Source organism: Neobacillus muris, from assembly GCF_943193175.1.
In the GTDB taxonomy this organism is placed as follows: domain Bacteria; phylum Bacillota; class Bacilli; order Bacillales; family Cytobacillaceae; genus Neobacillus; species Neobacillus muris.
In genome coordinates, this window is record NZ_CALPDF010000003.1 from 117,347 (window position 1) to 143,048 (window position 25,702).

22 protein-coding genes and 1 riboswitch are annotated in these 25,702 nt (G+C 43.3%); of the genes, 4 read left to right on the forward strand and 18 right to left on the reverse strand.

What is annotated here, in order from left to right:
- Positions 1-14: 14 nt before the first annotated feature.
- The 3 genes from sdhB to NFS43_RS03355 are packed head-to-tail and all read right to left on the reverse strand — an operon-like array spanning position 15 to position 3,218.
- Positions 15-776: a succinate dehydrogenase iron-sulfur subunit gene (sdhB, locus tag NFS43_RS03345; protein ID WP_251549457.1), complete on the reverse strand. Its 762-nt coding sequence runs from the start codon at positions 774-776 to the stop codon at positions 15-17.
- A 21-nt stretch (positions 777-797) separates the two neighbouring features.
- Entirely contained in the window at positions 798-2,549 is a 1,752-nt protein-coding gene (sdhA, locus tag NFS43_RS03350) for a succinate dehydrogenase flavoprotein subunit (RefSeq protein ID WP_251549459.1), read from the reverse strand.
- Between the two features lie 60 nt (positions 2,550-2,609).
- Positions 2,610-3,218, reverse strand: coding sequence for a succinate dehydrogenase cytochrome b558 subunit (locus tag NFS43_RS03355; protein WP_251549462.1), 609 nt, complete (start codon positions 3,216-3,218; stop codon positions 2,610-2,612).
- A gap of 423 nt (positions 3,219-3,641) precedes the next feature.
- On the opposite strand from NFS43_RS03355, the gene NFS43_RS03360 reads away from it, so the two are divergent.
- Positions 3,642-4,094 (forward strand): YslB family protein, encoded by a 453-nt coding sequence (locus NFS43_RS03360; protein ID WP_251549464.1) that lies wholly within the window; start codon positions 3,642-3,644, stop codon positions 4,092-4,094.
- Between the two features lie 55 nt (positions 4,095-4,149).
- Here the strand turns inward: NFS43_RS03360 and NFS43_RS03365 are convergent, their stop codons facing one another.
- The 3 genes from NFS43_RS03365 to trxA all read right to left on the reverse strand — a co-directional run bounded on the left by NFS43_RS03365 (position 4,150) and on the right by trxA (position 7,955).
- Positions 4,150-5,370 (reverse strand): aspartate kinase, encoded by a 1,221-nt coding sequence (locus NFS43_RS03365; RefSeq protein ID WP_251549466.1) that lies wholly within the window; start codon positions 5,368-5,370, stop codon positions 4,150-4,152.
- 113 nt (positions 5,371-5,483) lie between these two features.
- Positions 5,484-5,661: riboswitch (Lysine riboswitch) on the reverse strand.
- A gap of 66 nt (positions 5,662-5,727) precedes the next feature.
- A complete protein-coding gene (uvrC, locus tag NFS43_RS03370) occupies positions 5,728-7,503 on the reverse strand; it encodes an excinuclease ABC subunit UvrC (RefSeq protein ID WP_251549468.1) in 1,776 nt (591 codons plus the stop codon).
- Positions 7,504-7,640: 137 nt separating this feature from the next.
- A complete protein-coding gene (trxA, locus tag NFS43_RS03375) occupies positions 7,641-7,955 on the reverse strand; it encodes a thioredoxin (RefSeq protein WP_251549470.1) in 315 nt (104 codons plus the stop codon).
- Positions 7,956-8,198: 243 nt separating this feature from the next.
- Here trxA and NFS43_RS03380 point away from each other — a divergent pair, with 243 nt between their 5' ends.
- On the forward strand, positions 8,199-9,110 hold the full coding sequence (locus tag NFS43_RS03380) for a nuclease-related domain-containing protein (RefSeq protein ID WP_251549472.1): 912 nt from the start codon (positions 8,199-8,201) through the stop codon (positions 9,108-9,110).
- A 519-nt stretch (positions 9,111-9,629) separates the two neighbouring features.
- Here the strand turns inward: NFS43_RS03380 and NFS43_RS03385 are convergent.
- The 10 genes from NFS43_RS03385 to zapA all read right to left on the reverse strand — a co-directional run bounded on the left by NFS43_RS03385 (position 9,630) and on the right by zapA (position 20,623).
- On the reverse strand, positions 9,630-10,607 hold the full coding sequence (locus NFS43_RS03385) for an electron transfer flavoprotein subunit alpha/FixB family protein (protein WP_251549474.1): 978 nt from the start codon (positions 10,605-10,607) through the stop codon (positions 9,630-9,632).
- Between the two features lie 39 nt (positions 10,608-10,646).
- Complete coding sequence (locus NFS43_RS03390) at positions 10,647-11,420, reverse strand: electron transfer flavoprotein subunit beta/FixA family protein (protein WP_251549476.1); 774 nt, start codon at positions 11,418-11,420, stop codon at positions 10,647-10,649.
- Between the two features lie 114 nt (positions 11,421-11,534).
- Positions 11,535-12,308, reverse strand: coding sequence for an enoyl-CoA hydratase (locus tag NFS43_RS03395; protein WP_251549478.1), 774 nt, complete (start codon positions 12,306-12,308; stop codon positions 11,535-11,537).
- 33 nt (positions 12,309-12,341) lie between these two features.
- A complete protein-coding gene (locus NFS43_RS03400; protein ID WP_251549480.1) occupies positions 12,342-12,926 on the reverse strand; it encodes a TetR/AcrR family transcriptional regulator in 585 nt (194 codons plus the stop codon).
- A gap of 237 nt (positions 12,927-13,163) precedes the next feature.
- Positions 13,164-14,864 carry a long-chain-fatty-acid--CoA ligase gene (locus NFS43_RS03405; RefSeq protein WP_251549481.1) on the reverse strand — a complete coding sequence of 567 codons (1,701 nt, stop codon included), beginning with the start codon at positions 14,862-14,864 and terminating at the stop codon, positions 13,164-13,166.
- Between the two features lie 283 nt (positions 14,865-15,147).
- Positions 15,148-15,555: a DUF350 domain-containing protein gene (locus NFS43_RS03410; protein ID WP_251549483.1), complete on the reverse strand. Its 408-nt coding sequence runs from the start codon at positions 15,553-15,555 to the stop codon at positions 15,148-15,150.
- Between the two features lie 19 nt (positions 15,556-15,574).
- Positions 15,575-17,935, reverse strand: coding sequence for an endonuclease MutS2 (locus tag NFS43_RS03415; protein WP_251549485.1), 2,361 nt, complete (start codon positions 17,933-17,935; stop codon positions 15,575-15,577).
- A 76-nt stretch (positions 17,936-18,011) separates the two neighbouring features.
- The gene (gene polX / locus NFS43_RS03420; RefSeq protein WP_251549487.1) at positions 18,012-19,730 is read right to left on the reverse strand and encodes a DNA polymerase/3'-5' exonuclease PolX; all 1,719 of its coding nucleotides are present in this window, start codon (positions 19,728-19,730) and stop codon (positions 18,012-18,014) included.
- Positions 19,731-19,813: 83 nt separating this feature from the next.
- Positions 19,814-20,356 (reverse strand): CvpA family protein, encoded by a 543-nt coding sequence (locus NFS43_RS03425; protein ID WP_251549489.1) that lies wholly within the window; start codon positions 20,354-20,356, stop codon positions 19,814-19,816.
- A 3-nt stretch (positions 20,357-20,359) separates the two neighbouring features.
- Positions 20,360-20,623, reverse strand: coding sequence for a cell division protein ZapA (gene zapA / locus NFS43_RS03430; protein WP_251549490.1), 264 nt, complete (start codon positions 20,621-20,623; stop codon positions 20,360-20,362).
- 96 nt (positions 20,624-20,719) lie between these two features.
- Between zapA and rnhC the strand changes: the two genes are divergently transcribed.
- Both rnhC and NFS43_RS03440 read left to right on the forward strand, forming a co-directional pair.
- The gene (rnhC, locus tag NFS43_RS03435; RefSeq protein WP_251549711.1) at positions 20,720-21,673 is read left to right on the forward strand and encodes a ribonuclease HIII; all 954 of its coding nucleotides are present in this window, start codon (positions 20,720-20,722) and stop codon (positions 21,671-21,673) included.
- Positions 21,674-21,685: 12 nt separating this feature from the next.
- Entirely contained in the window at positions 21,686-21,973 is a 288-nt protein-coding gene (locus NFS43_RS03440) for a 4a-hydroxytetrahydrobiopterin dehydratase (RefSeq protein WP_251549492.1), read from the forward strand.
- A gap of 212 nt (positions 21,974-22,185) precedes the next feature.
- Here the strand turns inward: NFS43_RS03440 and pheT are convergent, their stop codons facing one another.
- The gene (gene pheT / locus NFS43_RS03445; protein ID WP_251549494.1) at positions 22,186-24,600 is read right to left on the reverse strand and encodes a phenylalanine--tRNA ligase subunit beta; all 2,415 of its coding nucleotides are present in this window, start codon (positions 24,598-24,600) and stop codon (positions 22,186-22,188) included.
- Between the two features lie 13 nt (positions 24,601-24,613).
- Positions 24,614-25,651 carry a phenylalanine--tRNA ligase subunit alpha gene (gene pheS / locus NFS43_RS03450; protein ID WP_251549496.1) on the reverse strand — a complete coding sequence of 346 codons (1,038 nt, stop codon included), beginning with the start codon at positions 25,649-25,651 and terminating at the stop codon, positions 24,614-24,616.
- Positions 25,652-25,702: the final 51 nt, after the last annotated feature.

Genomic DNA, 25,702 nt, shown 5'->3' on the forward strand with positions numbered 1-25,702 from the left:
GCCGAACAGCAGGATTAAACATGATCGCTTCCAAAGAAGTTTCTGAAGGCCTGGAAAGTAGTTTCACGGTTCAATGCTGCAATCGAGGTTGTCAATGGAATGCCTTTAGGGCAGGATTGAACACAGTTTTGTGAATTTCCGCAGTTGGCAAGGCCGCCATCATCCATAATCGCTTCTAAACGTTCAGCTTTATTCATGGCACCCGTTGGATGGGCATTAAACAAGCGTACCTGTGAAAGAGGCTGCGGTCCGATAAAGTTCGACTTGCTGTTTACATTCGGACAAGCTTCCAAGCACACACCGCAAGTCATGCATTTTGATAATTCATATGCCCATTGCCGTTTGGTCTCTGGCATGCGCGGCCCTGGACCCAAATCGTATGTTCCATCGATCGGAATCCACGCTTTTACCTTTTTCAATGCATCGAACATTCTGCTCCGGTCAACCTGAAGGTCACGAATAACCGGGAATGTTTTCATTGGCGCTAACCGGACTGGCTGCTCCAGCTTATCCACTAACGCCGAGCAGGATTGGCGCGGCTTGCCATTGATCACCATGGAACATGCCCCACAGACTTCTTCCAGACAGTTCATTTCCCAAGTGACTGGCGTTGTTTTCTGCCCCTTTGAGTTTACTGGATTTCTGCGAATTTCCATTAGCGCAGAAATGACGTTCATATTCGGACGATATGGTACCTCGAACTCCTCATCATAAGGAGCAGAATCCGGGGTATCCTGACGAGTTATTATAAATTTGACCGTTTTAGTTTCAGCCATTCCTTCCCACTCCCCTTTTTATTAATGCTTGGTCGTATAATCCCGCTTTCTTGGTTTAATCAAGGAAACGTCAACTTCCTCATAATGGAAAGCTGGTGCCGACTCTGCATCAACAAATTTCGCCATCGTTGTTTTTAAGAATTCCTCATCATTCCGTTCAGGGAATTCTGGCTTATAATGTGCACCGCGGCTTTCATTACGATTGTAAGCGCCAAGAGTAATGACCCTTGCCAATTGCAGCATGTTGAATAATTGGCGGGTAAACGCTGCACCCTGATTGCTCCATTTCGAAGTATCATTGATATTGATGTTTTTATAGCGTTCTAATAATTCTTGAATCTTTTCATCTGTTTTTAATAACTTATCATTGTAGCGGACAACGGTGACGTTATCTGTCATCCATTCGCCAAGCTCTTTATGAAGAATATAGGCATTTTCTGTTCCATCCAGCTTCATGATGTGATCCCATTTTGCCTGCTGTTCTTGGACATGGCGGTCATAGACGCTGGAAGAGACTGCATCAGAGCTCTTTTCAAGTCCTTCAATATATCGAACTGCGTTAGGGCCGGCAACCATACCGCCATAAATCGCCGACAATAATGAGTTGGCACCTAATCGGTTCGCACCATGCTGTGAATAATCGCACTCACCAGCAGCAAACAGCCCTGGAATATTGGTCATTTGATCATAATCAACCCATAGTCCGCCCATCGAATAGTGAACGGCAGGGAATATTTTCATAGGAACCTTACGAGGGTCATCGCCCACAAATTTTTCATAGATTTCGATAATTCCGCCGAGTTTGACGTCCAATTCATGTGGATCTTTATGCGAAAGATCCAAAAATACCATGTTCTCGCCATTAACGCCAAGCTTTTGGTTGACACAGACATCAAAAATTTCACGTGTTGCAATATCACGAGGAACTAAGTTACCATAAGCAGGGTATTTTTCTTCAAGGAAATACCATGGCTTGCCATCCTTATACGTCCAAATCCGGCCGCCTTCACCGCGTGCTGATTCACTCATAAGGCGAAGCTTGTCATCACCCGGAATGGCGGTTGGATGAATTTGAATCATTTCGCCGTTCGCATAATAGACCCCTTGCTGATAGACAATCGAGGCTGCTGAACCTGTGTTAATGACAGAGTTCGTTGATTTGCCAAAAATAATTCCAGGACCGCCTGTCGCCATAATAACAGCATCGGCAGCAAAGGACTTGATTTCCATTGTTTTTAAATCCTGGGCAACAATACCGCGGCAAATGCCATCATCATCAACGACGACGCCAAGGAATTCCCAGTTTTCATACTTGGTAACTAATCCAGCTACTTCTTGACGGCGAACCTGCTCGTCCAAAGCATATAATAATTGCTGGCCAGTCGTTGCGCCGGCAAAAGCTGTACGGTGATGCTGTGTTCCTCCAAAACGGCGGAAGTCCAGCAATCCTTCAGGCGTACGGTTAAACATAACTCCCATCCGGTCAAATAAATGGATGATGCCAGGTGCTGCTTCGCACATTGCTTTTACCGGAGGCTGATTTGCCAGGAAATCTCCTCCATAAATCGTATCATCAAAGTGAATCCAAGGGGAATCCCCTTCACCTTTTGTATTGACTGCTCCATTAATACCGCCTTGGGCACAAACAGAGTGAGAGCGTTTTACTGGAACTAATGAAAATAATTCAACTGGTGTCCCATGTTCTGCAGTTTTAACCGCTGCCATCAAGCCGGCTAATCCGCCGCCGACTATGATCACCTTTCCTTTACTCATCGTGACTCACTCCCTTAATTCGAGAATCCATTATGTTTTTAAGTGAATAATCCTGCTAGTTTAAATAAATGCTAGTAATGTCCGTATTCCTACAATGGAAAGCAGCACGAAAACGACCATCGTGAAATATGTAGAAATTTTTTGAGAACGCGGTGATACGGTAATTCCCCAGCTGACCAGGAAAGACCATAGACCATTGGCAAAGTGGAAAATCGCTGATAGGATCCCCACTAGGTAAAACCCAAACATAAATGGCGATGACAGGATTTCCGCCATCATATCGAAGTCAACTTCCGAACCAAATGCGGCAGCGACCCGGGTTTGCCATACATGCCAAGCAATAAAGATAAGTGTAATGACACCGGTCACACGCTGGATAATATACATCCAGTTTCTGAAATATCCGAATCTACTAATATTGCTTGTTGCCGTAAAGGCAATATACAATCCATAGATTGCATGGAAAAGAATAGGAAGATAGATCACCACTGTCTCCAGGACGATTTTGAATGGAAGATTCCCCATAAAATTGGCAGCCGTGTTGAATGAATCTGCTCCCTTTGTTGCAAAATGGTTGACTGTTAAATGCTGCAATAGAAAAATTCCAATCGGAATGACCCCGAGCAGTGAATGCAATCTTCGATTAAAAAACTCGCGATTCCCCGCCATAGATTTACCCCCCTTTAGTTTTAAAAAACCAAAAATTCTCCCTTTAAAAAGTCACTGCTTCACTGTGACAATTATGTGACATGTTCATTTTACTCCCAACATTTTGGAGCGTCAAGGAAACGGATACATAAAACACGCGTAAAAAATAAAATTTTTAAAATATATTGATATTATACTAGAAAACGCTTGCATTTTAGGAAATTTGAATTAGATTTTCTTCTTCAGCTGATAAGTTCTGTGATAAAATTACCAACATCTTACGGGTAACATTTTTCTTCTTTAGGTAAAGATAACGTTATTCAAAAAATCAAGGTATTTTACAATAGCAAAAACTTCCATGAAAATCTGCCGGCTTTTTTAAAAAACGGTACTGAAATACGCTCAAGTTTGTATATAATAGAATCGTAGAAAGAGGGGAAACTCGTGAAGGAAAGCACTGCTCTAGAACAATCTGTTCATTCATTAGAAACAAGAACCATATCGACTTTTGGATATGAGTTAATCAGGGAAACTCTATTGCCGGAGATTTTTGGTAAAGATACCCCTGAGATTCTCTATTGGGCCGGGAAACGTCTTGCAAGGAAATACCCATTAGCCAATTATGAAAGCCTAATCGAATTTTTTGAAAAAGCCTCTTGGGGAACGCTTGAAATCGTAAAAGAAACGAAAAATCAGCTGGATTTGGAGCTGACGAGCCCGCTGCTTGCCCCCCGTGTCAAATCAAAGGCAGAACATTACTTTCAGCTGGAAGCTGGCTTCTTAGCACAGCAGATTGAACTGCAGAAAGAAGTTGTGGCGGAAACGTTTGAGCATCCTGTAAAAAAATCCAATAGGGTTCAATTTACAGTAAAATGGGATCAAAACGACCCCGTCTAACAGCTAAAAATGCAGGAGGATGCTAGTGCATCCTCCTATTTTTTATAGGCTTCCCTTATTCCACTCTTCCTAGTTCAAAGGCATCGTGCAAAACTTCCACAGCCTTGAGCATATTTTTCTCTTCCACAACCGCAGACACTTTAATTTCTGATGTGCTGACCATTTTCACTTGAATATTGTTGTCAGCCAATACTTCAAACATTTTAGCTGCGACACCCGGATTCGAAATCATGCCTGATCCCACAATGGACACTTTCGCCAGTTTATTTTCCGCATCCAGCTGCCCATAGCCCAAAACCGCTTTGTTGTCTTCAAGCACATTCAATGTTTCCAGCCAATCATTGGTATGGATGGAGAAGGAAAGATTAGCTGTTCCTGCTTCCGTTGTGCTCTGGATAATAATATCCACGTTAATATGATTTTTGGCCAATGTCGTAAAAATCGTCGATAGACTTGTTAATGAATTTGTTAGCCCTAACACGGTTACTTTAGTGATTTCATCCTCAAATGCGACTCCGCGGACAACTAGATTTTGTTCCATTGTTGCTTCCCCCTCAATAACAGTACCTTCTTCTTTTTCCATGCTTGATCGGACTTCCAGACGAACCTGATGGTTTTTGGCAAATTCCACTGCTCTAGGATGCAGGACGCCAGCTCCCAGGTTGGCCAGTTCAAGCATCTCATCATAGGATACCGACAATAATTTGCGGGCATTCTTAATATATCGCGGGTCGGTTGTAAAAACGCCCGTAACGTCTGTGTAAATGTCACACCGCTCTGCCTTAAGGGCTGCCGCCAAGGCAACAGCCGTCGTATCGGATCCGCCGCGGCCCAGTGTGGTAATTTCTCCATCCTCTGTAATCCCTTGAAATCCAGCTACAATGACGATCCTGCCGCGGCCAAGCTGCTGTTGGATGGCCTTAGTTTCAATCCTCGCAATTCTAGCATTGCCATGCACTGGCTCTGTAATGATTCCTGCCTGCCATCCGGTATAGGAAATGGCCTCAAGCCCCTTTTGGTTAAGGGCAATGGATAATAAGGAAATCGTGACCTGCTCGCCAGTTGTCAGCAGCATATCCATTTCCCGCTTGCCCGGCTGAGGAGAAAGCTCCTTTGCCATATTCACCAGCTGGTCAGTTGTTTTGCCCATGGCCGAAACCACTACAACCACTTGGTTTCCCTTGTCTATTTCCTCTTTAACACGTCCGGCTACATTGAGAATGCGGTCGATGCTGCCTACGGAGGTTCCTCCAAACTTTTGTACAATTAGCCCCATGTTTTCTCCCTCTTTCACATTTCAACTATCATTACTGTTATCTCCCAAATAAAAAAGCAATGGGAGATTATCCCATTGCTTGTTCAACACGAAGAAAAGTTCATGCGCACACAATGAAAGATAGCTCTCCAAGAACCTTGTCTTGACAGTCCTGCATCTCTTAAATACAGAACCAGCAAAGAAAGCCATGAGTCTTTCTTTACTTCGGCGAACATCCCCTTTCAAAGCCCTTCCTTGAAGCTCATCCTTCTCCGGACTTCTACTATTGAAGTTCGCACCTCTACCTTCACTTTAACACGTAAAAGTGATAGTTATTAAATTTTCACTCATTATAGCACAATCAAAATTTTATGACAATCAGTCTGACTGAAGTTTTTTGGCCAATTCCTCCGCCACATGAACAGGAATCCCGATCGCAGTGATCTCTTCTATCGTGGCTTCCTTCATTTTTTTTACGGAACCGAACTGTTTCAGCAATAATTTTTTCCGCTTTTCACCGATACCCGGTATGTCATCCAGCAAGGATTGGAAGGCCGTTTTGCCGCGCAGCTGTCGGTGGAAGGTGATGGCAAACCGGTGCACCTCATCTTGAATTCGCTGCAGCAAATAAAACTCTTGGCTGCTGCGCCCCAGCGGAATAATTTCCAAGGGATCTCCATATAACAGCTGGGATGTTTTATGCTTGTCGTCTTTGACGAGACCGGCCAATGGAATATCCAATCCCAGCTCATTTTCCAATACATCCCGCACCGCTTCGACATGGCCCTTTCCGCCGTCAATTAAAATTAAATCCGGCAGCGGCAAATCCTCTTTCAGAACTCTCGAATAGCGCCTTCTGGTTACTTCCCTCATAGATTCATAATCATCTGGTCCTTGAACCGATTTGATTTTATACTTCCGGTATTCCCGTTTGTTGGGCTTTCCGTCTGTAAACACAATCATAGCCGATACCGGGTCGGTCCCTTGGATATTGGAGTTATCAAATGCCTCAATCCGGTGAGGGGTATAAATTCCAAGATATTGGCCCAAATTTTCCACCGCTTTGATCGTTCTCTCCTCATCTTTTTCAATTAAGGAGAACTTTTCTTTCAGAGCGATTTTCGCATTTTTGACGGCCATTTTAACAAGATCCTTTTTCTGCCCCCGCTGCGGCTTGACCACTTTTACTTCTAAAAGCTGTTCAGCCAATCCTTGGTCGACTTCATCCTGAATGAGGATTTCCTTTGGCTTAAAGTGATTGGACTTTTGATAAAATTGTCCAAGGAAGGTGAGCATTTCTTCCTCTGGTTCATTGTAGGCCGGGAACATCGAGACATCTCTTTCAATCAGCTTTCCCTGGCGCACAAAGAAGACCTGGACACACATCCAGCCTTTATCGACGGCATAGCCAAATACGTCGCGGTCGGTAAAATCGGTCATGGTGATTTTTTGTTTTTCCATAATCGTTTCAATATGGACGATTTTGTCGCGGTATTCTTTTGCCCGCTCAAAGTCAAGCTCTTCTGCTGCGGCACCCATTTTTTCGGTCAGCTCTTTTTTTATATCCTTATAGCCGCCATTTAAAAACCTGGTGATTTCGTCTGTCATTTCCTTATAGGTTTCTTCTGCAACTTCATTTACGCACGGGGCCAGGCACTGGCCAAGATGGTAGTAGAGGCAGACGCGGTCCGGAAGTGTCGAGCATTTCCTTAATGGATAGATCCTGTCGAGCAGCTTTTTAGTTTCGTTGGCTGCTCCCACATTAGGATAAGGCCCAAAGTATTTCCCTTTATCCTTTTTCACTTTTCTTGTGATGATCAGTTTCGGATGCCGTTCTGCGGTGAGCTTAATGAACGGATAGGTTTTATCATCCTTCAGCATGATGTTGTATTTAGGATCGTATTTTTTTATTAGATTCAATTCGAGCAGTAATGCTTCTATATTGGAGGAGGTGACAATATATTCAAAGTCTTCGATTTCATTTACGAGACGCAATGTTTTTCCATCATGTGAGCCTGTAAAATAGGAACGGACACGATTTTTTAATACTTTTGCTTTCCCTACATAAATAATCGTACCCTGACGGTCCTTCATCAAGTAGCAGCCAGGCTGATCTGGAAGCAGTGTCAATTTTTGCTTTATCGTTTCATTCATTACGGCTGCTCCCCCCTTCCGTCTATTATCCTTAAAATTGTAAAACAAAGTGCGTTTAAATGGAAGTATGAGTTTATGGAAACAAAAGAAAAACCCCCAACGGATTAACCTCCGCCAGGGGTTGTAATGTTTAGGAATTAGATGTGTTTTTGCAGGACGCCTGCTAAAGCGTCTTTTGGCTGGAAGCCAACTACTTTATCGACTACTTCTCCATCTTTCAATACCAATAAAGTAGGGATGCTCATTACGCCAAAGTTGGCAGCCGTTTGTGGGTTGTCGTCCACGTCTAATTTTTTGATGGCTACTTTATCGCCCATTTCGGCGTCAAGTTCTTCAAGAACTGGAGCGATCATTTTGCAAGGTCCGCACCAAGGTGCCCAGAAATCGACAAGAACAAGGCCATTGCTTGTTTCAGCCGCAAAGTTTGAATCAGTTACGTGAGAAATTGCCATTTTAAAGCCCTCCTAAAATAGAACTAAAATCTAACGAAAGTATACCATCGAATGGTAAATCACGCTATTAATATGTTTCGTCATACATTTTCCCCTAATCCCAATTTTCCTATTCCGCTGATTCCGGTTCCTCATGTTTAGTTTTTTTAAAAATTAACAAATTTTTCATTTTCTTTGTGCTTGGCCGCTGAAAACTTTCTTTAGAATGGAGTTGAATCTAATTAATTGGAAAGGTTGTGGCCTATGGCATTTAAGCAGCGGTATGAATCAGATGAATTAAAGATTCTTCGTTCTTTGGACAATCGGATGGTTTTATCGCCATCGGACAAGCAGCATTATTTGAACTTAAAAAAAGGGTATGAGGGTGAGGTGATGTTTGATGAGATGACGGAGAAGCTAAAATGTGAGTGTCACATTCTCAACGATTTGCTTTTCAAAGTAAACAGTTCCACCTTTCAAATTGATTCGTTAATCATCATGCAAGGGCAAATTCATATTTTTGAAGTTAAAAATTATGCGGGAAATTTAATATATGGAGATGATTATTTTAAAACAGAAGCAAATACAGAAATCCAAAACCCGCAGCACCAATTAAATCGAAGTGAAGTATTTCTCCGGCAGTTATTTCAAATTCATAAAATCAAGTTGCCTATTGAGGCACAAGTGGTATTTATTAACCCCGAGTATACACTTTATCAATGTCCGCTTAATAAACCTTTTATTTTCCCAACACAATTAGACCGTTATTTTCAAAAATTGAATCAAACCCCTTCGAAGCTTAATGAAAATCATATGAGGCTTGCTGAAAAATTAATTTTAATGCATATTAAAAAATCTCCCTATACTCAGCTTCCTTTATATACATATGAACAGCAGAAAAAAGGAATTACTTGTTTTTCCTGTGATTCATTTTCTGTAAGGGTCAATAATCGCAAGTGTGTTTGCGAGGATTGTGGTTATGAAGAAAGTGTTGAGTCAGCCGTTATGCGGAATTTAAGGGAAATGGTGTTGTTGTTTCCTGAAATGAAGGTTACTACAAACCTTGTTCACGAGTGGTGCCAGGTGATTGAGTCAAAGAAGAGGATAAGCAGGGTTTTGGAAAAGAATATGAAGATTGTGGGAATGGGGCAGTGGGCATACTATGTAGAAAAATGAGAATCAAAGAACAAAGTGATTGTAAATTTTTTATACGGATAGATTTAAAGACTCTACCTGTGGCTGTCTAGCTGGACTTTTTCTTTAAGAACTCTTATTGAAGACAGTTCTACTCTTTCCTTGACGCGTTTTGTCTTCAAGCGCCCTTATTGAAGACAGTTTCACTCTTTCCTTGACGTGTTTTGTCTTCAAGCGCCCTTATTGAAAACAGTTCTACCTTTCCCTTGACGTGTTTTGTCTTCAAGCGCCCTTATTGAAGACAGTTCCACCTTTCCCTTGACGTATTTTGTCTTCAAGCGCCCTTATTGAAGACAGTTCTACCTTTCCCTTGACGCGTTTTGTCTTCAAGCGCCCTTATTGAAGACAGTTTCACTCTTTCCTTGACGCGTTTTGTCTTCAAGCGCTCTTATTGAAGACAGTTTCAACGTCTCTTGGTCTTGTTTCGACTTTAAGAGCCTTCTATAAAATTCTGCTCAGATATGTAAAAAAGCGAGCGGCCGATTGACCGCTCGCTCACCATTATTGATGTACCTTCAACTTTTTAAACTCTTCCGTCAGCATTGGCACCACTTCGAATAAATCACCGACAATTCCGTAGTCAGCCACCTTGAAAATATTGGCCTCAGGATCCTTGTTAATGGCTACAATGACTTTTGAGTTAGACATGCCCGCCAAATGCTGAATCGCACCGGAAATACCGCAGGCAATATATAGATCAGGCGTTACAACCTTACCCGTTTGGCCAATCTGGAGCGAGTAATCGCAATACTCCGCATCACACGCGCCACGGGATGCTCCTACTGCACCGCCAAGCACTTCTGCCAATTCTTTTAAAGGCTGGAATCCTTCAGCGCTCTTCACGCCGCGGCCGCCGGAAACAACCACCTTCGCCTCACTCAAATCAACGCCTTCAGATGCTTTACGAACCACTTCTTTTACAATCGCACGCAGATCCTTAATGTCTACAGCAATAGAAGAAACCTCACCGCTTCTGCTTTCATCTTTTTCTAATGGGGCAATATTATTTGGACGGACAGTTGCAAAAATTAGCCCCTCCGTGACGATCTTCTTTTCAAACGCCTTACCCGAATAAATTGGACGTGTGAAAACCACATTGCCTCCGGCCACTTCAACAGCTGTCGCATCAGAGATAAGACCTGAGCCAAGTTTGGCTGCAATTCTTGGCGCTAAATCTTTACCAAGTGCCGTATGGCCTAAAATAAGTCCCTCTGGCTGCTCTTGATCAATAACAGCTAGCAGCACTTGAGAAAAACCATCCGATGTATATTGCTTTAATTTTTCATCTTCCGCCACTACCACACGGTCAGCACCCGATTTAATCAATTCAGCGCCTAAAACGCTTACAGAATCGCCAATCAACACGCCTACTACTTCGCCGCCTTCTGAAACGGTTTTGGCAGCTGCCACTGCTTCGAATGATACATTCCGCAATGAGCCGTCACGAACTTCCCCTAACACCAACACTTTTCTAGCCATTCGTTTTTACCTCCTGCAAACAATTTTTATGAAAACCTATTAAACTACTTTTGCTTCAGAATGGAGCAAATGTACGAGTTCTTTCACCTGATCAGCCAGATCGCCGGATAGGACTTTTCCTGCTTCTTTTTTAGGAGGCAGATAGATCTCGATCGTTTTCGTCTTGGCTTCCACGTCTTCTTCCTCAAGATCAAGGTCGTCTAATTCCAATTCTTCAAGCGGCTTTTTCTTTGCCTTCATGATGCCTGGCAATGATGGATAACGCGGCTCGTTAAGGCCTTGTTGGGCAGTGACCAATAATGGCAGGCTGGTTTCAATCACTTCAGAATCACCTTCTACGTCGCGTGTCACGACAGCAGAAGTTCCGTTAATCTCTAATTTAGTGATTGTGGTAACGTAAGGGATATTCAGCAGTTCAGCCACACGCGGGCCAACCTGTCCAGATCCGCCGTCAATGGCTACGTTTCCGCCCAGGATTAAATCAGCCTCTTTATCCTTCAAATATTCTGCAATAATTTTTGCAGTGGTAAATTGGTCGCCATTTTCCACATCATCTTCCGTATTAATCAGGACAGCTTTGTCTGCGCCCATGGCAAGTGCTGTACGCAATTGCTTTTCTGCTTCTTCATTGCCGACAGAAATGACGGTTACCTCGCCGCCATTGGCATCGCGGACCTGAATCGCTTCTTCAATTGCGTATTCATCATAAGGGTTGATAATAAATTCGGCCCCATCCTCATTGATTTTCCCGCCGGAAATGGTGATTTTTTCTTCCGTATCAAATGTTCTTTTCATTAATACAAAAATGTTCATGGTTTCCCTCCTAAATATTCAAACATTCCTTATGTTTGAAAGATTGAGAAATTTATTAGCAAAAAAATATATTAAACCCTCGTCTCAAGCGATAGACGCCCGAAACGAAGAAGTTTATGCACCTTTAAAGTTTGGCTCCCGCTTTTCGATAAAAGCAGAAATGCCTTCCTTTGCATCTTCAGAGGCAAAAACTTCACCAAATAATTGAGCCTCTCTGGCAGTCCCCTCATAAAATTCTTTTGTTTTTCCATAGTTTAATAGTTCAATAGCTGCTTTAATGGCAACAGGACTCTTTTTGGCCATTTTTTTAGCAAGCTTATAGGTCTGGTCTAAAAGCTCAGCCTCCGGGTAAGCGCTATTTGCCAAACCATATTGAACAGCCTGCAATCCAGTGATTGGCTCCGAGGTAAACATCATCTCAGCTGCCCTTGCAGAACCGATGTATTTTGGCAGCCTCTGTGTGCCGGCAAATCCAGGGATCAGGCCAAGCTGCAGCTCAGGAAGGCCCAATTTGGCATTTTCCGTGACATAACGGATATGACAGGCCATCGCAAGTTCCAGACCGCCTCCGAGGGCAGCGCCATGGATAGCAGCAATAATGGGTTTCGGAAACTTTTCCATACGGTCAAACAAGCCTTGTCCAAATTTGCCAAGATTCGCAAAATCGTCAGAAGATTGGACAGTGGTAAATTCTTTAATATCAGCCCCCGCTGAGAAAAAGCGGCCATGGCCATGAATGACAATGGCTCGGATTTCGCTGTTTTCCTCGATTTCATCCAAGACGCCGGAAATCTCACGCAATAGGCCGGATGACAGCGCATTAGCCGGCGGCCTGTCTAACGTGATCGTGGCAATCCTGTCCTCAATGGACCATTTCAAATATTCCAATCTAACCCCTCCCCTTGTTCCCACTTTAAAACGTTAATGTGTCCCGCACCCATTGATCAAAAGACGGTGGACTTGCGGTGCGAGTGCATTCAAGTCATATTTTTCCTCATTCATCACCCAGGTTGTGACTGTTTCATCAATCGTGCCAAAGATCATTTGCCGTGCGAGCCGGACATCCAAGTTGCTGGAAAACTCTCCGGATTCCTTTCCTTCGATGATGATTTTGTCGATGACCTGCAGATACCCTCTGAGAACTTCATTTATCCGGTGACGCAACTCTTTATTGGATTGGCGCAATTCAAGCTGAGTGACCACTGCCATATGATGATCCTCAGAGAGAAGCTGGAAATGAGTCTCAACCATCATTAATAACTTCTCTGCCGCCGTATCTTTTCCTGCAATTTTTTCATCTATTTTTTCAACGAAAGCTCCCATTTTTTCTTCAAAGAGAGAGATCAGGATGTCTTCTTTGTTTTTAAAATATAGATAGATGGTGCCGTCGGCTACCCCGGCCTGCTTGGCAATTTTAGAAACCTGCGCCTGGTGATAACCATTTTCTGCTATGACAATCACGGCAGCATCAATAATTTGCATAAATTTCGGTTTAGATCGTTTCATGTTACCCTTCCTTTGAGAAAAATAGAAAAAGCGCAGGACACTAGAATGAAGCGGACTTGGTTCCGAACACTCTTAAGGTAAGCTACGCTTTTCCTTCCTAAGCTTACCTTAAAGAGTGGAAAAAGTAAAAAAGATTAAAAATATGAATGAATCATCATTCATATTTTTATGATAATTTTTAACGGCCGTTCTGTCAATAAATATTTGCGATATTTTGAACTAGCCTATTTTTCTCATTTACGCCTGTTTTTTGTCTTCTTCTGCAAACTTTTGTTTATCTTCCTCCACCAGGGTCCGGCGCAAAATCTTGCCGACTGCCGTTTTAGGAAGCTCTTTTCTGAATTCATAGATTCTAGGAACCTTATAGGCTGCTAAATATTTGCGGGCAAATTGGTTCAGCTCTTCCTCGGTAACCGATGCACCTTCTCTCAGTACCACATAGGCCTTCACTGTTTCCCCGCGATAGGGATGCGGGACACCTGCTGCAACCACTTCAACGACATCTGGATGCTCATATAATACTTCTTCAATTTCTCTTGGATATATATTATAGCCGCCGGCAATGATCATATCCTTCTTGCGGTCAACCACATAGAAGTAGCCTTTGTCATCTGCATAACCAAGGTCTCCTGTATAAAGCCATCCATCTTTTAAAATTTCTTCAGTTTCATCAGGACGATTCCAATAGCCTTTCATGACTTGCGGACCCTTGACAACAATTTCGCCAATTTCACCTGGCGGCAAGACTTCCCCTGTCTCTGTCGAAACGATTTTGGCATCGGTGTCAGGATAAGGAACCCCAATACTTCCCTTTATCCGCTGATCCCACAAGAAGTTGCAATGAGTAACCGGTGAGGCTTCTGATAAACCATATCCTTCCACCAGCTTACCTCCCGTGACCTCTTCGAATCGCTGCTGTACCTCAACTGGAAGCGGAGCAGAACCGCTGATGCATGCCTCAATCGAGGAAAGATCATATTTGGATAGATCGGGATGGTTTAATAAACCGATGTAAATGGTTGGCGCCCCTGGGAAAAGTGTCGGCCGCTGTTTATCAATCGTTTTTAACGTTTCCAGCGCATCAAATTTCGGCATCAGGATCATTTTAGCCCCCATTTTGATCGATAACAGCATACATACCGTCATTCCATATACATGGAAAAATGGGACAATCCCCAATACGATTTCCTTCCCCGGCTTCGCTTTATAAACCCAAGCTTCGCTCATCAACGTATTGGAAATTAAATTTTTGTGAGTTAACATAACCCCTTTTGGAAAGCCCGTTGTTCCTCCGGTATATTGGAGCAATGCCAGGTCTTCTTCAAAATCGAAGTCATATTTGGCTATATTCTTGGCTGGCATTTTGACAATTTCAGTCAGTAAGTGTGTATTGCCCTCATGCCTTACTTTTACGACAATGCCGTACTGCTTTTTCTGGATGTAAGGGTATACAAAATTCTTCGGAAAGGGCAAGTAATCCTTGATAGCTGATACAATAATATGCTGCAATTCTGTTTGCGCCATGATTTTTGTCACTCTAGGATACAATATGTCCATTGTAACAATAGCTATGGCACCGGAATCCTTCATTTGGTACTCAAGCTCACGTTCCGTGTATAGCGGGTTTGTTTGAACTACGATGCCGCCAGCCATTAGGATGCCGAAATAACAAATGACGGCCTGTGGAGTATTTGGCAGCATAATGGCGACCCGATCGCCTTTTTTTATGCCGATTTGTTGTAAGTAACCCGCAACGCTGGCGGCTTTTTGATAAACCTGTTTAAAGGAAAACTCTTTCCCCATAAAATGAATGGCCGATTTTTCCGGATGTTGTTGGGCAGAATGCTCCAATAATTTATAAACAGGTTCATTGAGGTAGGTCAGAGTGGCTGGAATTTCCTTTGGATATGCCTTCAACCACGGTCTCGTTTCCATCATATTCCCCCCTTTTTCTGATAAACAATTTAAAAAATTCAAACTACTAAAACTATTATAGTACAGCATTTACCAATTAACAATTAAACTTCCTAAATTTTGTCTGATAACCCAGTGCTGTTATAACAAAATAACATTAAAAAATCACCGCCGGTTCGATTCGGCGGTGATTTTAAGCGTAGAAAAGTTTTATGTCCATACAACCATATATATGATTCCAAAAAGCAAAAACAAACCGCATAACACAAAAAGCACTTTCGCTAATGTCTCCAATTGTCTTCTCCCCTTACGAAATACCTGCTCCAATGACATAGGATAATCCAATTGATATAATCATGGATATCAACCCCACTGCCTGGTTATTGTTTTGAATTTCCTCGTCAATCTTAAATTTTGGTGTGAGAAATTCAAAAATAAAATACCCTGCCAGTAAAAGAACAAAACCGTATACACCCCAACCAATCATGGTTAGCAATGAGTCATGCGCATCAATCGTGTGGCGGAAGATATTGGCTACTCCAAAAATTTTGCCTCCTGTTGCCAAGGCCACTGCCACATTCCCTTTCTTAATCTCTTCCCAATTTTTATACTTTGTTACCAGTTCAAAAATGGCCAAAAAGACTACCATGCATAAAATAACCACACTATAATAGGCTGCGATTTGAATATATTGATTTTCCCAAAACTGGTCCATTGTCGCTTCTCCCCGGACTTTATTTAAATTCAACGACGGTTACCCCGGAACCGCCCTCTCCCGCTTCACCAAAACGGATTTTTTTAACGGAACGGTGATTCTTTAAGTATTCTTGTACACCCTGCCGTAACGCCCCGGTCCCTTTTCCATGGATAATCGATACCCGCGGATAGTTTGCCAGAAGGGCATCATCAATATATTTCTCTACCTTCATTAAGGCATCTTCATACCGCTCCCCGCGCAAATCGAGTTCAAGCTTGACTTGAGAATCCTCCCGCCCTCTTACTAGAGCCATTGGCCTTGTTTCCAATTGTTTAGGAGTTCCGAGATATTCGATATCTTTTTCTTTCACCTTCATTTTCAGTATCCCGATTTGCACCTGCCATTCCGTATCCGAGACCTGTTCCACCAAGGTCCCTTTTTGGCCGAAGGTCAAGACCTTTACCTCATCGCCAGGCATATAGGTATGCTTTTTGGTTTTCTTGGCAGGAAGCTTGGATGATTTCTTTATTTCAGGGCTGGCTGCCTCCAATCTTCTTTTCGCGTCAATTAACTCATGCTCTTTTATTTCAGCATGCTTTTCCGTACGCATTTTCCGAAGATCGCGGATGACCTTTTCAGCCTCCTCCTTCGCCTCATCAATCAATTTCCCGGCTTCCTCAGCAGCTTTTTCCAGCATGGAATCCTTCTGCTCATAAAATTCGATCATTTGCTTTTGCAGGTCATGATGCAGCTTTTCCGCTTGTTTTAAATAGTCACGGGCCTCCTGCATTTCTGTTTCTGCCTGTCGTTTGCTGGATTCTAACGAGGCAATCATGTTATCAATTTGATTGGTATCCTCACTGACATGCGACCGTGCTGCCTCAATGACCTTGTCATTTAAGCCCAATCGTTTGGAAATCTCAAATGCATTGCTTCGGCCCGGCACCCCTAAAAGCAGCTTATAGGTCGGACTTAGCGTTTCTACATCAAATTCTACACTGGCATTTAAAACACCTTCCCGGTTATAGCCATAAGCTTTCAATTCCGGATAGTGGGTAGTGGCAACTACACGCGCACCGCGGTTATGCACTTCATCCAGAATCGAAATGGCCAAAGCGGCCCCTTCTTGCGGGTCTGTTCCGGCGCCAAGTTCATCGAATAACACAAGACTGTTATGATCCACTTTTTTAAGAATCTCCACAATATTGACCATATGCGATGAAAACGTACTTAAACTCTGTTCAATCGACTGTTCATCACCAATATCCGCATAAACCGCGCCAAATACGGCGAGCTCCGAACCGTCCAAAGCAGGGACCTGCAGCCCGGCCTGCGCCATTAAGGCACATAGTCCCAACGTTTTTAAAGTGACCGTTTTTCCCCCTGTGTTTGGTCCGGTTATCACAATCGTCGTGTAATCTTTCCCGATTAGAATATCGTTCGGTACCACTTCATCCATCGGGATTAACGGATGTCTTGCTTTATATAAGCTGATTTTGCCTTCGTTGTTCATTTGCGGTTTCGACGCTTTAATTTTTTTTCCATAACGGGCTTTGGCAAAAATAAAATCCAAATTGGCCATTACCTCTACGATCACTTTCAGCTCACTCTCATGCTCCGCCGTTTTCGCAGAAAGTTCGGTTAAAATCCGTTCTATTTCCACCTGCTCTTTGACCCGGATGTCCTGCAATTGGTTATTTAATTGCACAATTACCTGCGGCTCAATAAATAGTGTCTGGCCTGATGCGCTTTGGTCATGGATAATTCCGCCATAATGGCCGCGGTATTCTTGTTTCACAGGAATGACGAATCGGTCATTACGGATGGTAATGATGGCATCCGATAACATCTTCTGCGCACTGGACGAGCGGATCATGCCTTCCAATTTTTCCCGAACCCTCGCTTCATTGGTACGCAGCTGATGCCTTAAGGAGCGCAGCAGCTCGCTGGCACCGTCCAGCACTTCCCCGCTTTCATCAATGGCCATTTTTATCGTTTGCTCCAAATTAGTAAGCGGAATAATTTGCGACACTTGATCCAGCAAAATAGGCAGTTCGGTCCGTTCCTCAGCGATTTCTTCAATAAATCGTTTCATTTGCCGGCTCGCATGAATCGTGCTGGCAACCTGAATCAATTCATGTGGACTTAAGACACCGCCAATGACCGACCGCTTAATATGTGCCCTTATATCGTGAATCCCAGCTAACGGGACCTGGCCCTTGATGCGGATGACCGTTGCTGCCTCATCAGTTTCCGCTTGCAGTTTTACTACCTCTTCATAATTGGCAGATGGAACTAAATTTTTAATTTTTTCTCTTCCAAGCGAAGAAGCGGCATGTTCTAATACCTGGTCTCTTACTTTGGTGAATTCTAATACTTTTAAAGTTCTATCTTGCACGAGGATCATCCTCCTTGATGTCAATTCGATGCAGCTTCCTTGTTGAATTTTGCGGCTTTTTTTCCTTAACGGAAGCTCATTTTTTATTTGCCAGGTAGTCCAGCAAATCATATTTGTCCAACGCGTTAAGCACCGTCGACTTTTTAATCCAGCCCTTTTTGGCGGCGGATACCCCTATTTCCATATGCTTTAAGGTATCGACTCGGTGTGCATCGGTATTGATTAAGATTTTTACCCCTGCATCCTGTGCTTGGCGCAAATATTCGGCAGCCAAGTCCAGCCGGTTAGGGTTCGCATTTAATTCTAAAGCTGTATGGGTTTGTTTGGCTAACTCAATCAGCATGGGGATATCTACTTCATATCCTTCACGCCGGCCAATTTTTCTCCCGGTTGGATGGGCGATTAAATCCACATGGGCATTTTCAAGCGCAGTCCTCAACCGCTCCATAATTTTTTCTTTTGGCTGGGTAAAGGCCGAATGAATCGAAGCAATCACAAAATCAAGCTCCGCCAATAGGTCATCCTCAAAATCCAAGGTCCCGTCAGGTAAAATATCCATTTCAATGCCGGACAGAATGACAAAATCAGTGTACTTGGCATTTAATCGCTTAATCTCTTCCCTCTGCTGCAGCAGCCGTTCCCGGGTCAGTCCGTTGGCAACCTTTAAATATTGCGAGTGGTCAGTAATCGCCATGTATTGATACCCTCTCGCGCGGCACGCTTCTGCCATTTCCTCAATCGTATGGGCCCCGTCACTCCAGGTAGAATGCATATGGAGGTCCCCTTTGATGTCTCCAAGCTCAATTAAATCCTCATTCTCCGAAAAGGTGTCAACCTCTTTGCCGTCCTCTCTTACTTCAGGCGGGATAAACGGAAGACCGAAATGGTTATAAAATTCTTCTTCTGTAGAGAAAGTTAAAATTTCTCCTGTCTCAATATTTTCGATACCATACTCACTGATCTTTTCGCCTCGGTCCTTGGCCAGCTGGCGCATTCTTACGTTATGGTCCTTGGAACCGGTAAAATGGTTAAGTGTCGTAATGAACTCATGAGGCTTGACCAAACGAAAATCAACGGACACATCGTAATCAAAGGCAAACACAACTGAAACTTTCGTATCGCCAGCTCCAATTACCTCTTTTATCGCAGGCAGGTTCAACAGTTGATCGCGAACTGATTCATAATCGTTCGTTGCGATGATAAAATCAAGATCCTTAATCGTTTCCCGCATTCTTCGCAGGCTGCCTGCACGGGAAAACCGTTCGATGTCTTTCATTTCGGCAAGCTTTGCTTCAATTTGCTCAGCAAGCGGCAGCATAAACGCCAGAGGCAGACGGTCTGGCCGGGTTCCAATATTTTCAATGGCGCTTAATATTTTCTCTTCCGTTTTTTTGCCAAAGCCGGCTAAAGCTTGAACCTGTTTTGCTTCACAGGCTTGCTTTAAGCTTGTGACATCGACAATTCCTAGTTCCTGATAGAGCTTAGCAATTTTTTTGCCGCCTAGTCCCTGTATCTGCAATAACGGAATTAATCCTGGAGGCACTTCCTCTTTTAATTCTTTTAGCACGGTTGAACTGCCTTCTTTTATGTACTCGACTATCACAGCGGCCGTCCCTTTGCCAATCCCAGGAATTGAGGTAAAATCTTCAATTTCAAAAAGGCCTCTCTCATCGGTTTCCAAGGCATTAGCCGCCTTTCGAAACGCTGATATCTTGAAGGAATTTTCTCCTTTTAATTCTAAATAAATGGCAATCGTTTCCAGTAAACGAATGATTTCCTTTTTAGTTATTTCCATGTAATCACCTGCTTTTTAGATTCCACTACTCCATTTTACCCTTTTTTATCACATAAAGAAAAACTTCTCTGCTAGAGAGAAGTTCAACCAGCTGTATAATCCATCCACCAGTCTTTGATTTGCTCAGAAAGGATTGGGGTGTAGTTGACAATTGCTTTTGATAAAGCAGAACCATCCAACTGAGTTTGAATAAATTCGATTGGAATTAATGCAGCAATGTATAATAAAATAAACATAATCAAATAGACTTCACAAAAGCCCAAAACGGCTCCGGCCCAGCGATTCAATTGTTTCAAAATCGGCAAATGGGCAATAAAGTCAAACATCGAACCGATAATTTGCAGCACCACCTTGGCGGCAAAAAAGATAATCACAAATGCAATCGCCCGGTAAAAGGCATTTTCCATATTGGCAGAGTCTGTTAAAATCTGTAGAGCCGTATTCTCTCCGAAATTCGGATATGGAATCCACAGGACAAGTTTGGGGGCAAGTTCATCATAGTATAAAAATGCCGCCACATATGCAATAATAAAGCCGACTAGATGAACAAGCTGAAGAATAAAGCCTCTTTTAAGGCCGATAAAAATCCCAGCAATCAGAAAAATAATGATAGCTAAATCTAACATAGTTTAATAGTCCTTTTCTTTTTGTTGTTCTAATTTCAATTGTTCCAATTCATCTTTCATTTTCAAATATTCATTGACTGCATTGACTGCGGTTAAAACAGCTAGTTTATTAACATCCAGATTCGGGTTCTTTGAATGGATTTCACGCATTTTATCGTTAACTAAGGATGCAACAAGCCGGATATGGTTTGGGCTTTCCGTGCCCATAATGATGTATTGCTGTCCATAAATATCTACGCTTATTCTGCTTTTATGTACATTCGTCAACGTAAAGGCCCCTTTCAAAGAATCCTACAAACTATCATAACACGAACAGAAAAAGTCGAAAAGCAAAAGAAATTGTATAGAAATGTGGTGCAGCTATTGGGTAATATTGTTTTGCAATGCCAAATGAAGCAAATAGAAAAAATGAAAGACTTTTATGATGAATTTCTAAGAGATCCCAATCCCCCTGGCAGTGTGTTTGCCGCGAAACTTCCAGCCTGTATGGTTACGGCCTATAAATCTGGCAAGGTTTTATTTCAGGGAAATGATGCTGAAAAAGAAGCAGAAAGATGGGGAAACCGCAGCCCTGCTGTGAACAAGCCGGCTGTTAAAACTGCGGGGCAGAAATCCGCCGCAAAAGGTACCGTTCCGCCGGGTATTGCGCAAATGTCGGTCATCGGGTCGGATGAAGTGGGCACCGGTGACTTTTTCGGTCCCATCACGGTCGTGGCTGCTTATGTAAAAAATGAAAATATTCCTCTACTAAAGGAATTGGGGGTCAAGGATTCCAAGGATTTAAATGATCCAAAAATTATCGAAATTGCCAAGATCATCAAAGATGTCATTCCATACAGCCTGATGACGTTAAAAAATGAAAAGTATAATCAGGTGCAGAGTTCGGGCATGTCACAGGGTAAAATGAAGGCGATTCTTCATAATCAAGCAATTTTAAATGTCCTTGGAAAAATAGGTCCAGAAAAGCCTGATGCGATTCTGGTTGACCAGTTTGTTCAAGCAAGCACGTATTTCCAGCATTTGAAAGGGCAAAAGTCCATTGCCAATGAAAATATTTATTTTAGCACTAAAGCAGAAGGAATTCATCTAGCGGTGGCTGCTGCCAGTATTCTTGCCCGCTATGCCTTTATCCAATATATTGATAAGTTGAGTAAAGCAGCAGGGTTTACGATTCCAAAAGGAGCTGGGGCACAGGTAGATGAGGCTGCCGCCAAGCTGATTCTTAAAAAAGGCAGGGATGTTCTTCCGGCCTATGTGAAGCTTCATTTTGCCAATACAGAAAAAGCGATAAAGCTTGCAGCAAAAAAGAGAAAATAGGAGGGGGAAGAGATGAATAAGTTAACGGAGGCCGAGCGGGATCAAGCCTTGGCAGCGTTATCCGGCTGGCAATTAGACGGGAAATTCATTGTGAAGAGGTACCGCTTTCAGGAGTTTTTAAAAGGAATTGATTTTGTTAATGAGATTGCCCAGCTTTCAGAGAAAAAAAATCATCATCCGTTCATTTCGATTGATTATAAGTTACTGACGTTAAAACTAACCTCCTGGCACGCTGGCGGACTAACCGCATTGGATTTCGAGTTAGCGAAAATTTATGATTCAATCTATGAGAAATACTAAAAAAGAGGCTGCCCTTATCGTTTTTTCGAGCGGGCAGCCTTTCATGGTTTAGTTTTCTTAACAGCTGGCAATATGTATTGGTTACCTACTTTCAATAAACTCATCTCTACTTACCTTTCTGCCGTTTGGCGGAGGAGCTCCTATTTACCTAAAATGTAAAAACAAAGCCGGCTTCCCCTTACAGAGCGAGCCGGCTTTATTGCTATTTATATTTATCCCCTTAACACAGCTCCGGCTTTTTCTGCCAGAGCAGTTAAGACACGGTCATGAACTTTTGTTACTTCTTCATCTGTCAGGGTGCGTTCAGGGTCCACATATTTAAGTGAGAAGGCAATAGATTTCTTGCCTGCCTCCATCTTATCTCCTTGATACAAATCAAACACTTCTGCTTCTTTCAACAGCGGTGCGCCTGCTTCAAGAATAATGCCTTTCAATGTACCAGACACAGTTTCTTTATCCACAACAAGAGCGATATCTCTCGTAATCGATGGAAAACGTGGAATGGCTTGATATTGCAAGGCTTCCGTTTCTTGTTCTAAAACCGCTTTTAACGAAAGCTCGAAAACATAAGTATCTTTTAAGTCTAAATCCTTTTGGACATTTGGATGAACCTGGCCGACAAAGCCGATTTTTTCACCGTTCAACTGGATTTCAGCCGTACGTCCAGGGTGCATGCCCTCTGCTTGTGCCTGCACATATGCCACTCTGTCCGTTAAACCAAGCTTAGCAAACAATCCTTCCAAAATCCCTTTTGCGACATAGAAATCGACCTGCTTTTTCTCGCCCTGCCATGAATGGTATTGCCATAAACCGGTAATTGCTGCGGCAAGATGTTCGCTTTCATCCGGCTGCACATCGCTGCCGTTTGCCAAAAAGACATTTCCTGTTTCATATACAGCCAAGCTGTCGTTTTGGCGGGCACTGTTATATTTCACTACCTCCAGCAGCTGCGGCAGAATGCTTAACCGAAGTACACTGCGGTCCTCACTCATCGGCATCGCCAGGTGAATAGTATCGCGTTTTTCTAAGGCAAATTGCCCAGCTTTCTGTTCACTTGTTAAAGAATACGTTACGGCCTGGTAGAGACCGGCTCCTTCAAGGTATTGACGCACAACCCGGCGTTTCTTTTGATAGTCCGATAATTTGCCTGGTGCTGCAGATCCGATTGGCAAGGTAAATGGAATGTTGTCATAGCCGTAAAGACGGGCTACTTCTTCAATTAAATCCTCTTCAATTTTAATATCGCCGCGGCGGGTTGGAACGGTCACAGTGATCGTATCCCCCTCAGTTACTGCTTCAAACTGAAGACGGGCAAAAATGTCTTTCACCTGGTTCATTTGAATGCCGGTACCAAGCACTCGATTAATTTTTTCAAGAGTAATCGATACTACCGCTGGTTCCACAGTAAGAACATCGACTTCCGCCGTTCCTTCCAGCACCTCGCCTCCGGCATACTTAGCGATTAAGTAAGCAGCGTGTTCCCCTGCTGGGCGGACACGGTTCGGGTCAATGCCTTTTTCATAGCGGGCACTTGCTTCACTTCTGAGACCGTGGTCTTTTGAAGCCTTTCTGACGGTCGCGCCATTAAAATAAGCGGCTTCTAATAATACAGTCGTCGTATCGGAAGTGACCTCAGAATTGGCTCCCCCCATAACCCCGGCAAGAGCAACCGGCTCTGTACCATTGGTGATGACAAGATGGTCAGAGGTTAATGTCCGTTCAACATCATCAAGCGTAACAAACTTCTCGCCATCGGCTGCCCGGCGTACCAGGATCTGCTTGGAACCTAAGCGGTCATAATCAAAAGCGTGCAGCGGCTGTCCGTATTCCAATAGAATATAGTTCGTGATGTCAACCACATTATTATGCGGACGGATTCCAGCTGACATCAGACGTGTCTGCATCCATAATGGCGAATTGCCAATTTTAACATTTTTAATGACTTTCGCTGCATACAGCGGATTATCCTCTTTTGCTTCAACAATGACCTGTACGTAATCAGAAGCCTTTTCACCAGATGGCTCGAGGTTCGTTTTAGGAAGCTTCACTTCTCTTCCCAAAATCGCGGCAACCTCATAGGCCACACCCAGCATGCTCAGGCAGTCAGCACGGTTTGGCGTTAGGCCCAGTTCCAAAATTTGATCGTCGCGTCCAAGCAAAGCTAACGCATCCGTTCCTACTTCGGCATCAGACGGAAAAACGAAGATTCCTTCTGAGTACTCTTTTTGGATTAATTTGCTTTCAATGCCGAGCTCTTGCAGGGAGCAGATCATTCCGTTGGATTCTTCTCCGCGAAGCTTGGCCTTTTTAATTTTAAAATTGCCAGGAAGCTTGGCACCTACTGTAGCAACCGCAACCTTTTGTCCTTTATCAACATTCGGAGCGCCGCAAATAATCTGCACTGGTGCTTCTGCACCGATGTCAACAAGGCACTTATTTAATTTATCGGCATTGGGATGCTGCTCACGTTCTAGCACGTGTCCGACCACGACACCTTTTAACCCTTCGTTAAGGATTTCTACCCCTTCGACTTCAATTCCGCTTTTGGTGATTTTTTCAGCCAGCTCGGCCGGGGTCACTCCAGATAAATCAACATAGTCCTGAAGCCATTTATATGAAACAAACATTTTGTTTTACCTCCTATTCCTCAATTGCAAACTGTTTTAAGAACCGTACATCGTTTGTATAGAAATGGCGGATATCATCTACGCCGTATTTCAACATCGCAATTCGCTCTGGTCCCATTCCGAACGCAAATCCGGTATATTTTTTCGAATCATAGCCGGCCATTTCGAGCACATTTGGGTGAACCATGCCAGCCCCAAGGATTTCAATCCAGCCAGTCTGTTTGCAGACGCTGCAGCCATGGCCGCCGCACATTTTACAGGAGATATCCATCTCGACTGATGGCTCTGTGAATGGGAAAAAGCTTGGACGCAAGCGGATTTCACGATCCTGGCCAAACATTTTCTTAGCAAAAACATCCAATGTGCCTTTCAAGTCACTCATGCGAATATTTTCGCCAACGACCAATCCTTCAATCTGCATAAACTGGTGGGAATGGGTTGCATCATCATTATCGCGGCGGTACACTTTGCCAGGGCAGATAATTTTGATCGGCCCTTTGCCTTGATGCTTTTTCATTGTTCGTGCCTGAACAGGAGAGGTATGCGTACGAAGCAGGATTTCTTCGGTAATGTAGAAAGAATCTTGCATATCGCGGGCAGGATGGCCTTTTGGCAGGTTCAAGGCCTCAAAGTTATAATAATCTTGCTCTACCTCTGGGCCTTCTGCAATTTCGTAGCCCATTCCAATAAATAAATCTTCAATTTCTTCAATGATTTTGGTTAATGGATGGTGGCTGCCCACATTGACTGGCCTTCCAGGCAGTGTCACATCAATACTTTCTCCTGCCAATTTTTCTTGGACAGCCGCTTCTTCCAACTCGGATTGTTTTGCTTCAATTCTTGCTGAGATGGCTTCACGCACTTCATTAGCAAGAGCGCCGATCACAGGACGCTCTTCAGCCGAAAGTTTGCCCATGCCTCTTAATACTTCGGTAATCGGTCCTTTTTTGCCTAAGTAAGCGACGCGAATGTCATTCAATTCTTTTAAGCCCGCCGCTTGATCCACTTTTTGAATCGCTTCTGTCTGAAGCTCTTGTAATCGTTCTTGCATGCTATTTCCTCCTTCATTTTGTTACATATGTATAAAAAATAAAAAACCCCA

Excerpts from the sequence above, each read along its gene's own strand:
- NFS43_RS03385 (WP_251549474.1), bottom strand. The coding sequence starts at position 10,607 with ATGGCTAGAAAAGTGTTGGTGTTAGGGGAAGTTCGTGACGGCTCATTG.
- NFS43_RS03425 (WP_251549489.1), bottom strand. The coding sequence starts at position 20,356 with ATGTTAGATTTAGCTATCATTATTTTTCTGATTGCTGGGATTTTTATC.
- NFS43_RS03355 (WP_251549462.1), bottom strand. The coding sequence starts at position 3,218 with ATGGCGGGGAATCGCGAGTTTTTTAATCGAAGATTGCATTCACTGCTC.
- NFS43_RS03365 (WP_251549466.1), bottom strand. The coding sequence starts at position 5,370 with ATGGGGCTAATTGTACAAAAGTTTGGAGGAACCTCCGTAGGCAGCATC.
- pheT (WP_251549494.1), bottom strand. The coding sequence starts at position 24,600 with ATGTTTGTTTCATATAAATGGCTTCAGGACTATGTTGATTTATCTGGA.
- NFS43_RS03380 (WP_251549472.1), top strand. The coding sequence starts at position 8,199 with ATGGCATTTAAGCAGCGGTATGAATCAGATGAATTAAAGATTCTTCGT.
- NFS43_RS03440 (WP_251549492.1), top strand. The coding sequence starts at position 21,686 with ATGAATAAGTTAACGGAGGCCGAGCGGGATCAAGCCTTGGCAGCGTTA.
- pheS (WP_251549496.1), bottom strand. The coding sequence starts at position 25,651 with ATGCAAGAACGATTACAAGAGCTTCAGACAGAAGCGATTCAAAAAGTG.
- sdhB (WP_251549457.1), bottom strand. The coding sequence starts at position 776 with ATGGCTGAAACTAAAACGGTCAAATTTATAATAACTCGTCAGGATACC.
- NFS43_RS03410 (WP_251549483.1), bottom strand. The coding sequence starts at position 15,555 with ATGGACCAGTTTTGGGAAAATCAATATATTCAAATCGCAGCCTATTAT.
- trxA (WP_251549470.1), bottom strand. The coding sequence starts at position 7,955 with ATGGCAATTTCTCACGTAACTGATTCAAACTTTGCGGCTGAAACAAGC.
- NFS43_RS03400 (WP_251549480.1), bottom strand. The coding sequence starts at position 12,926 with ATGAAACGATCTAAACCGAAATTTATGCAAATTATTGATGCTGCCGTG.
- uvrC (WP_251549468.1), bottom strand. The coding sequence starts at position 7,503 with ATGAATGAAACGATAAAGCAAAAATTGACACTGCTTCCAGATCAGCCT.
- NFS43_RS03390 (WP_251549476.1), bottom strand. The coding sequence starts at position 11,420 with ATGAACATTTTTGTATTAATGAAAAGAACATTTGATACGGAAGAAAAA.
- sdhA (WP_251549459.1), bottom strand. The coding sequence starts at position 2,549 with ATGAGTAAAGGAAAGGTGATCATAGTCGGCGGCGGATTAGCCGGCTTG.
- polX (WP_251549487.1), bottom strand. The coding sequence starts at position 19,730 with ATGGAAATAACTAAAAAGGAAATCATTCGTTTACTGGAAACGATTGCC.
- NFS43_RS03405 (WP_251549481.1), bottom strand. The coding sequence starts at position 14,864 with ATGATGGAAACGAGACCGTGGTTGAAGGCATATCCAAAGGAAATTCCA.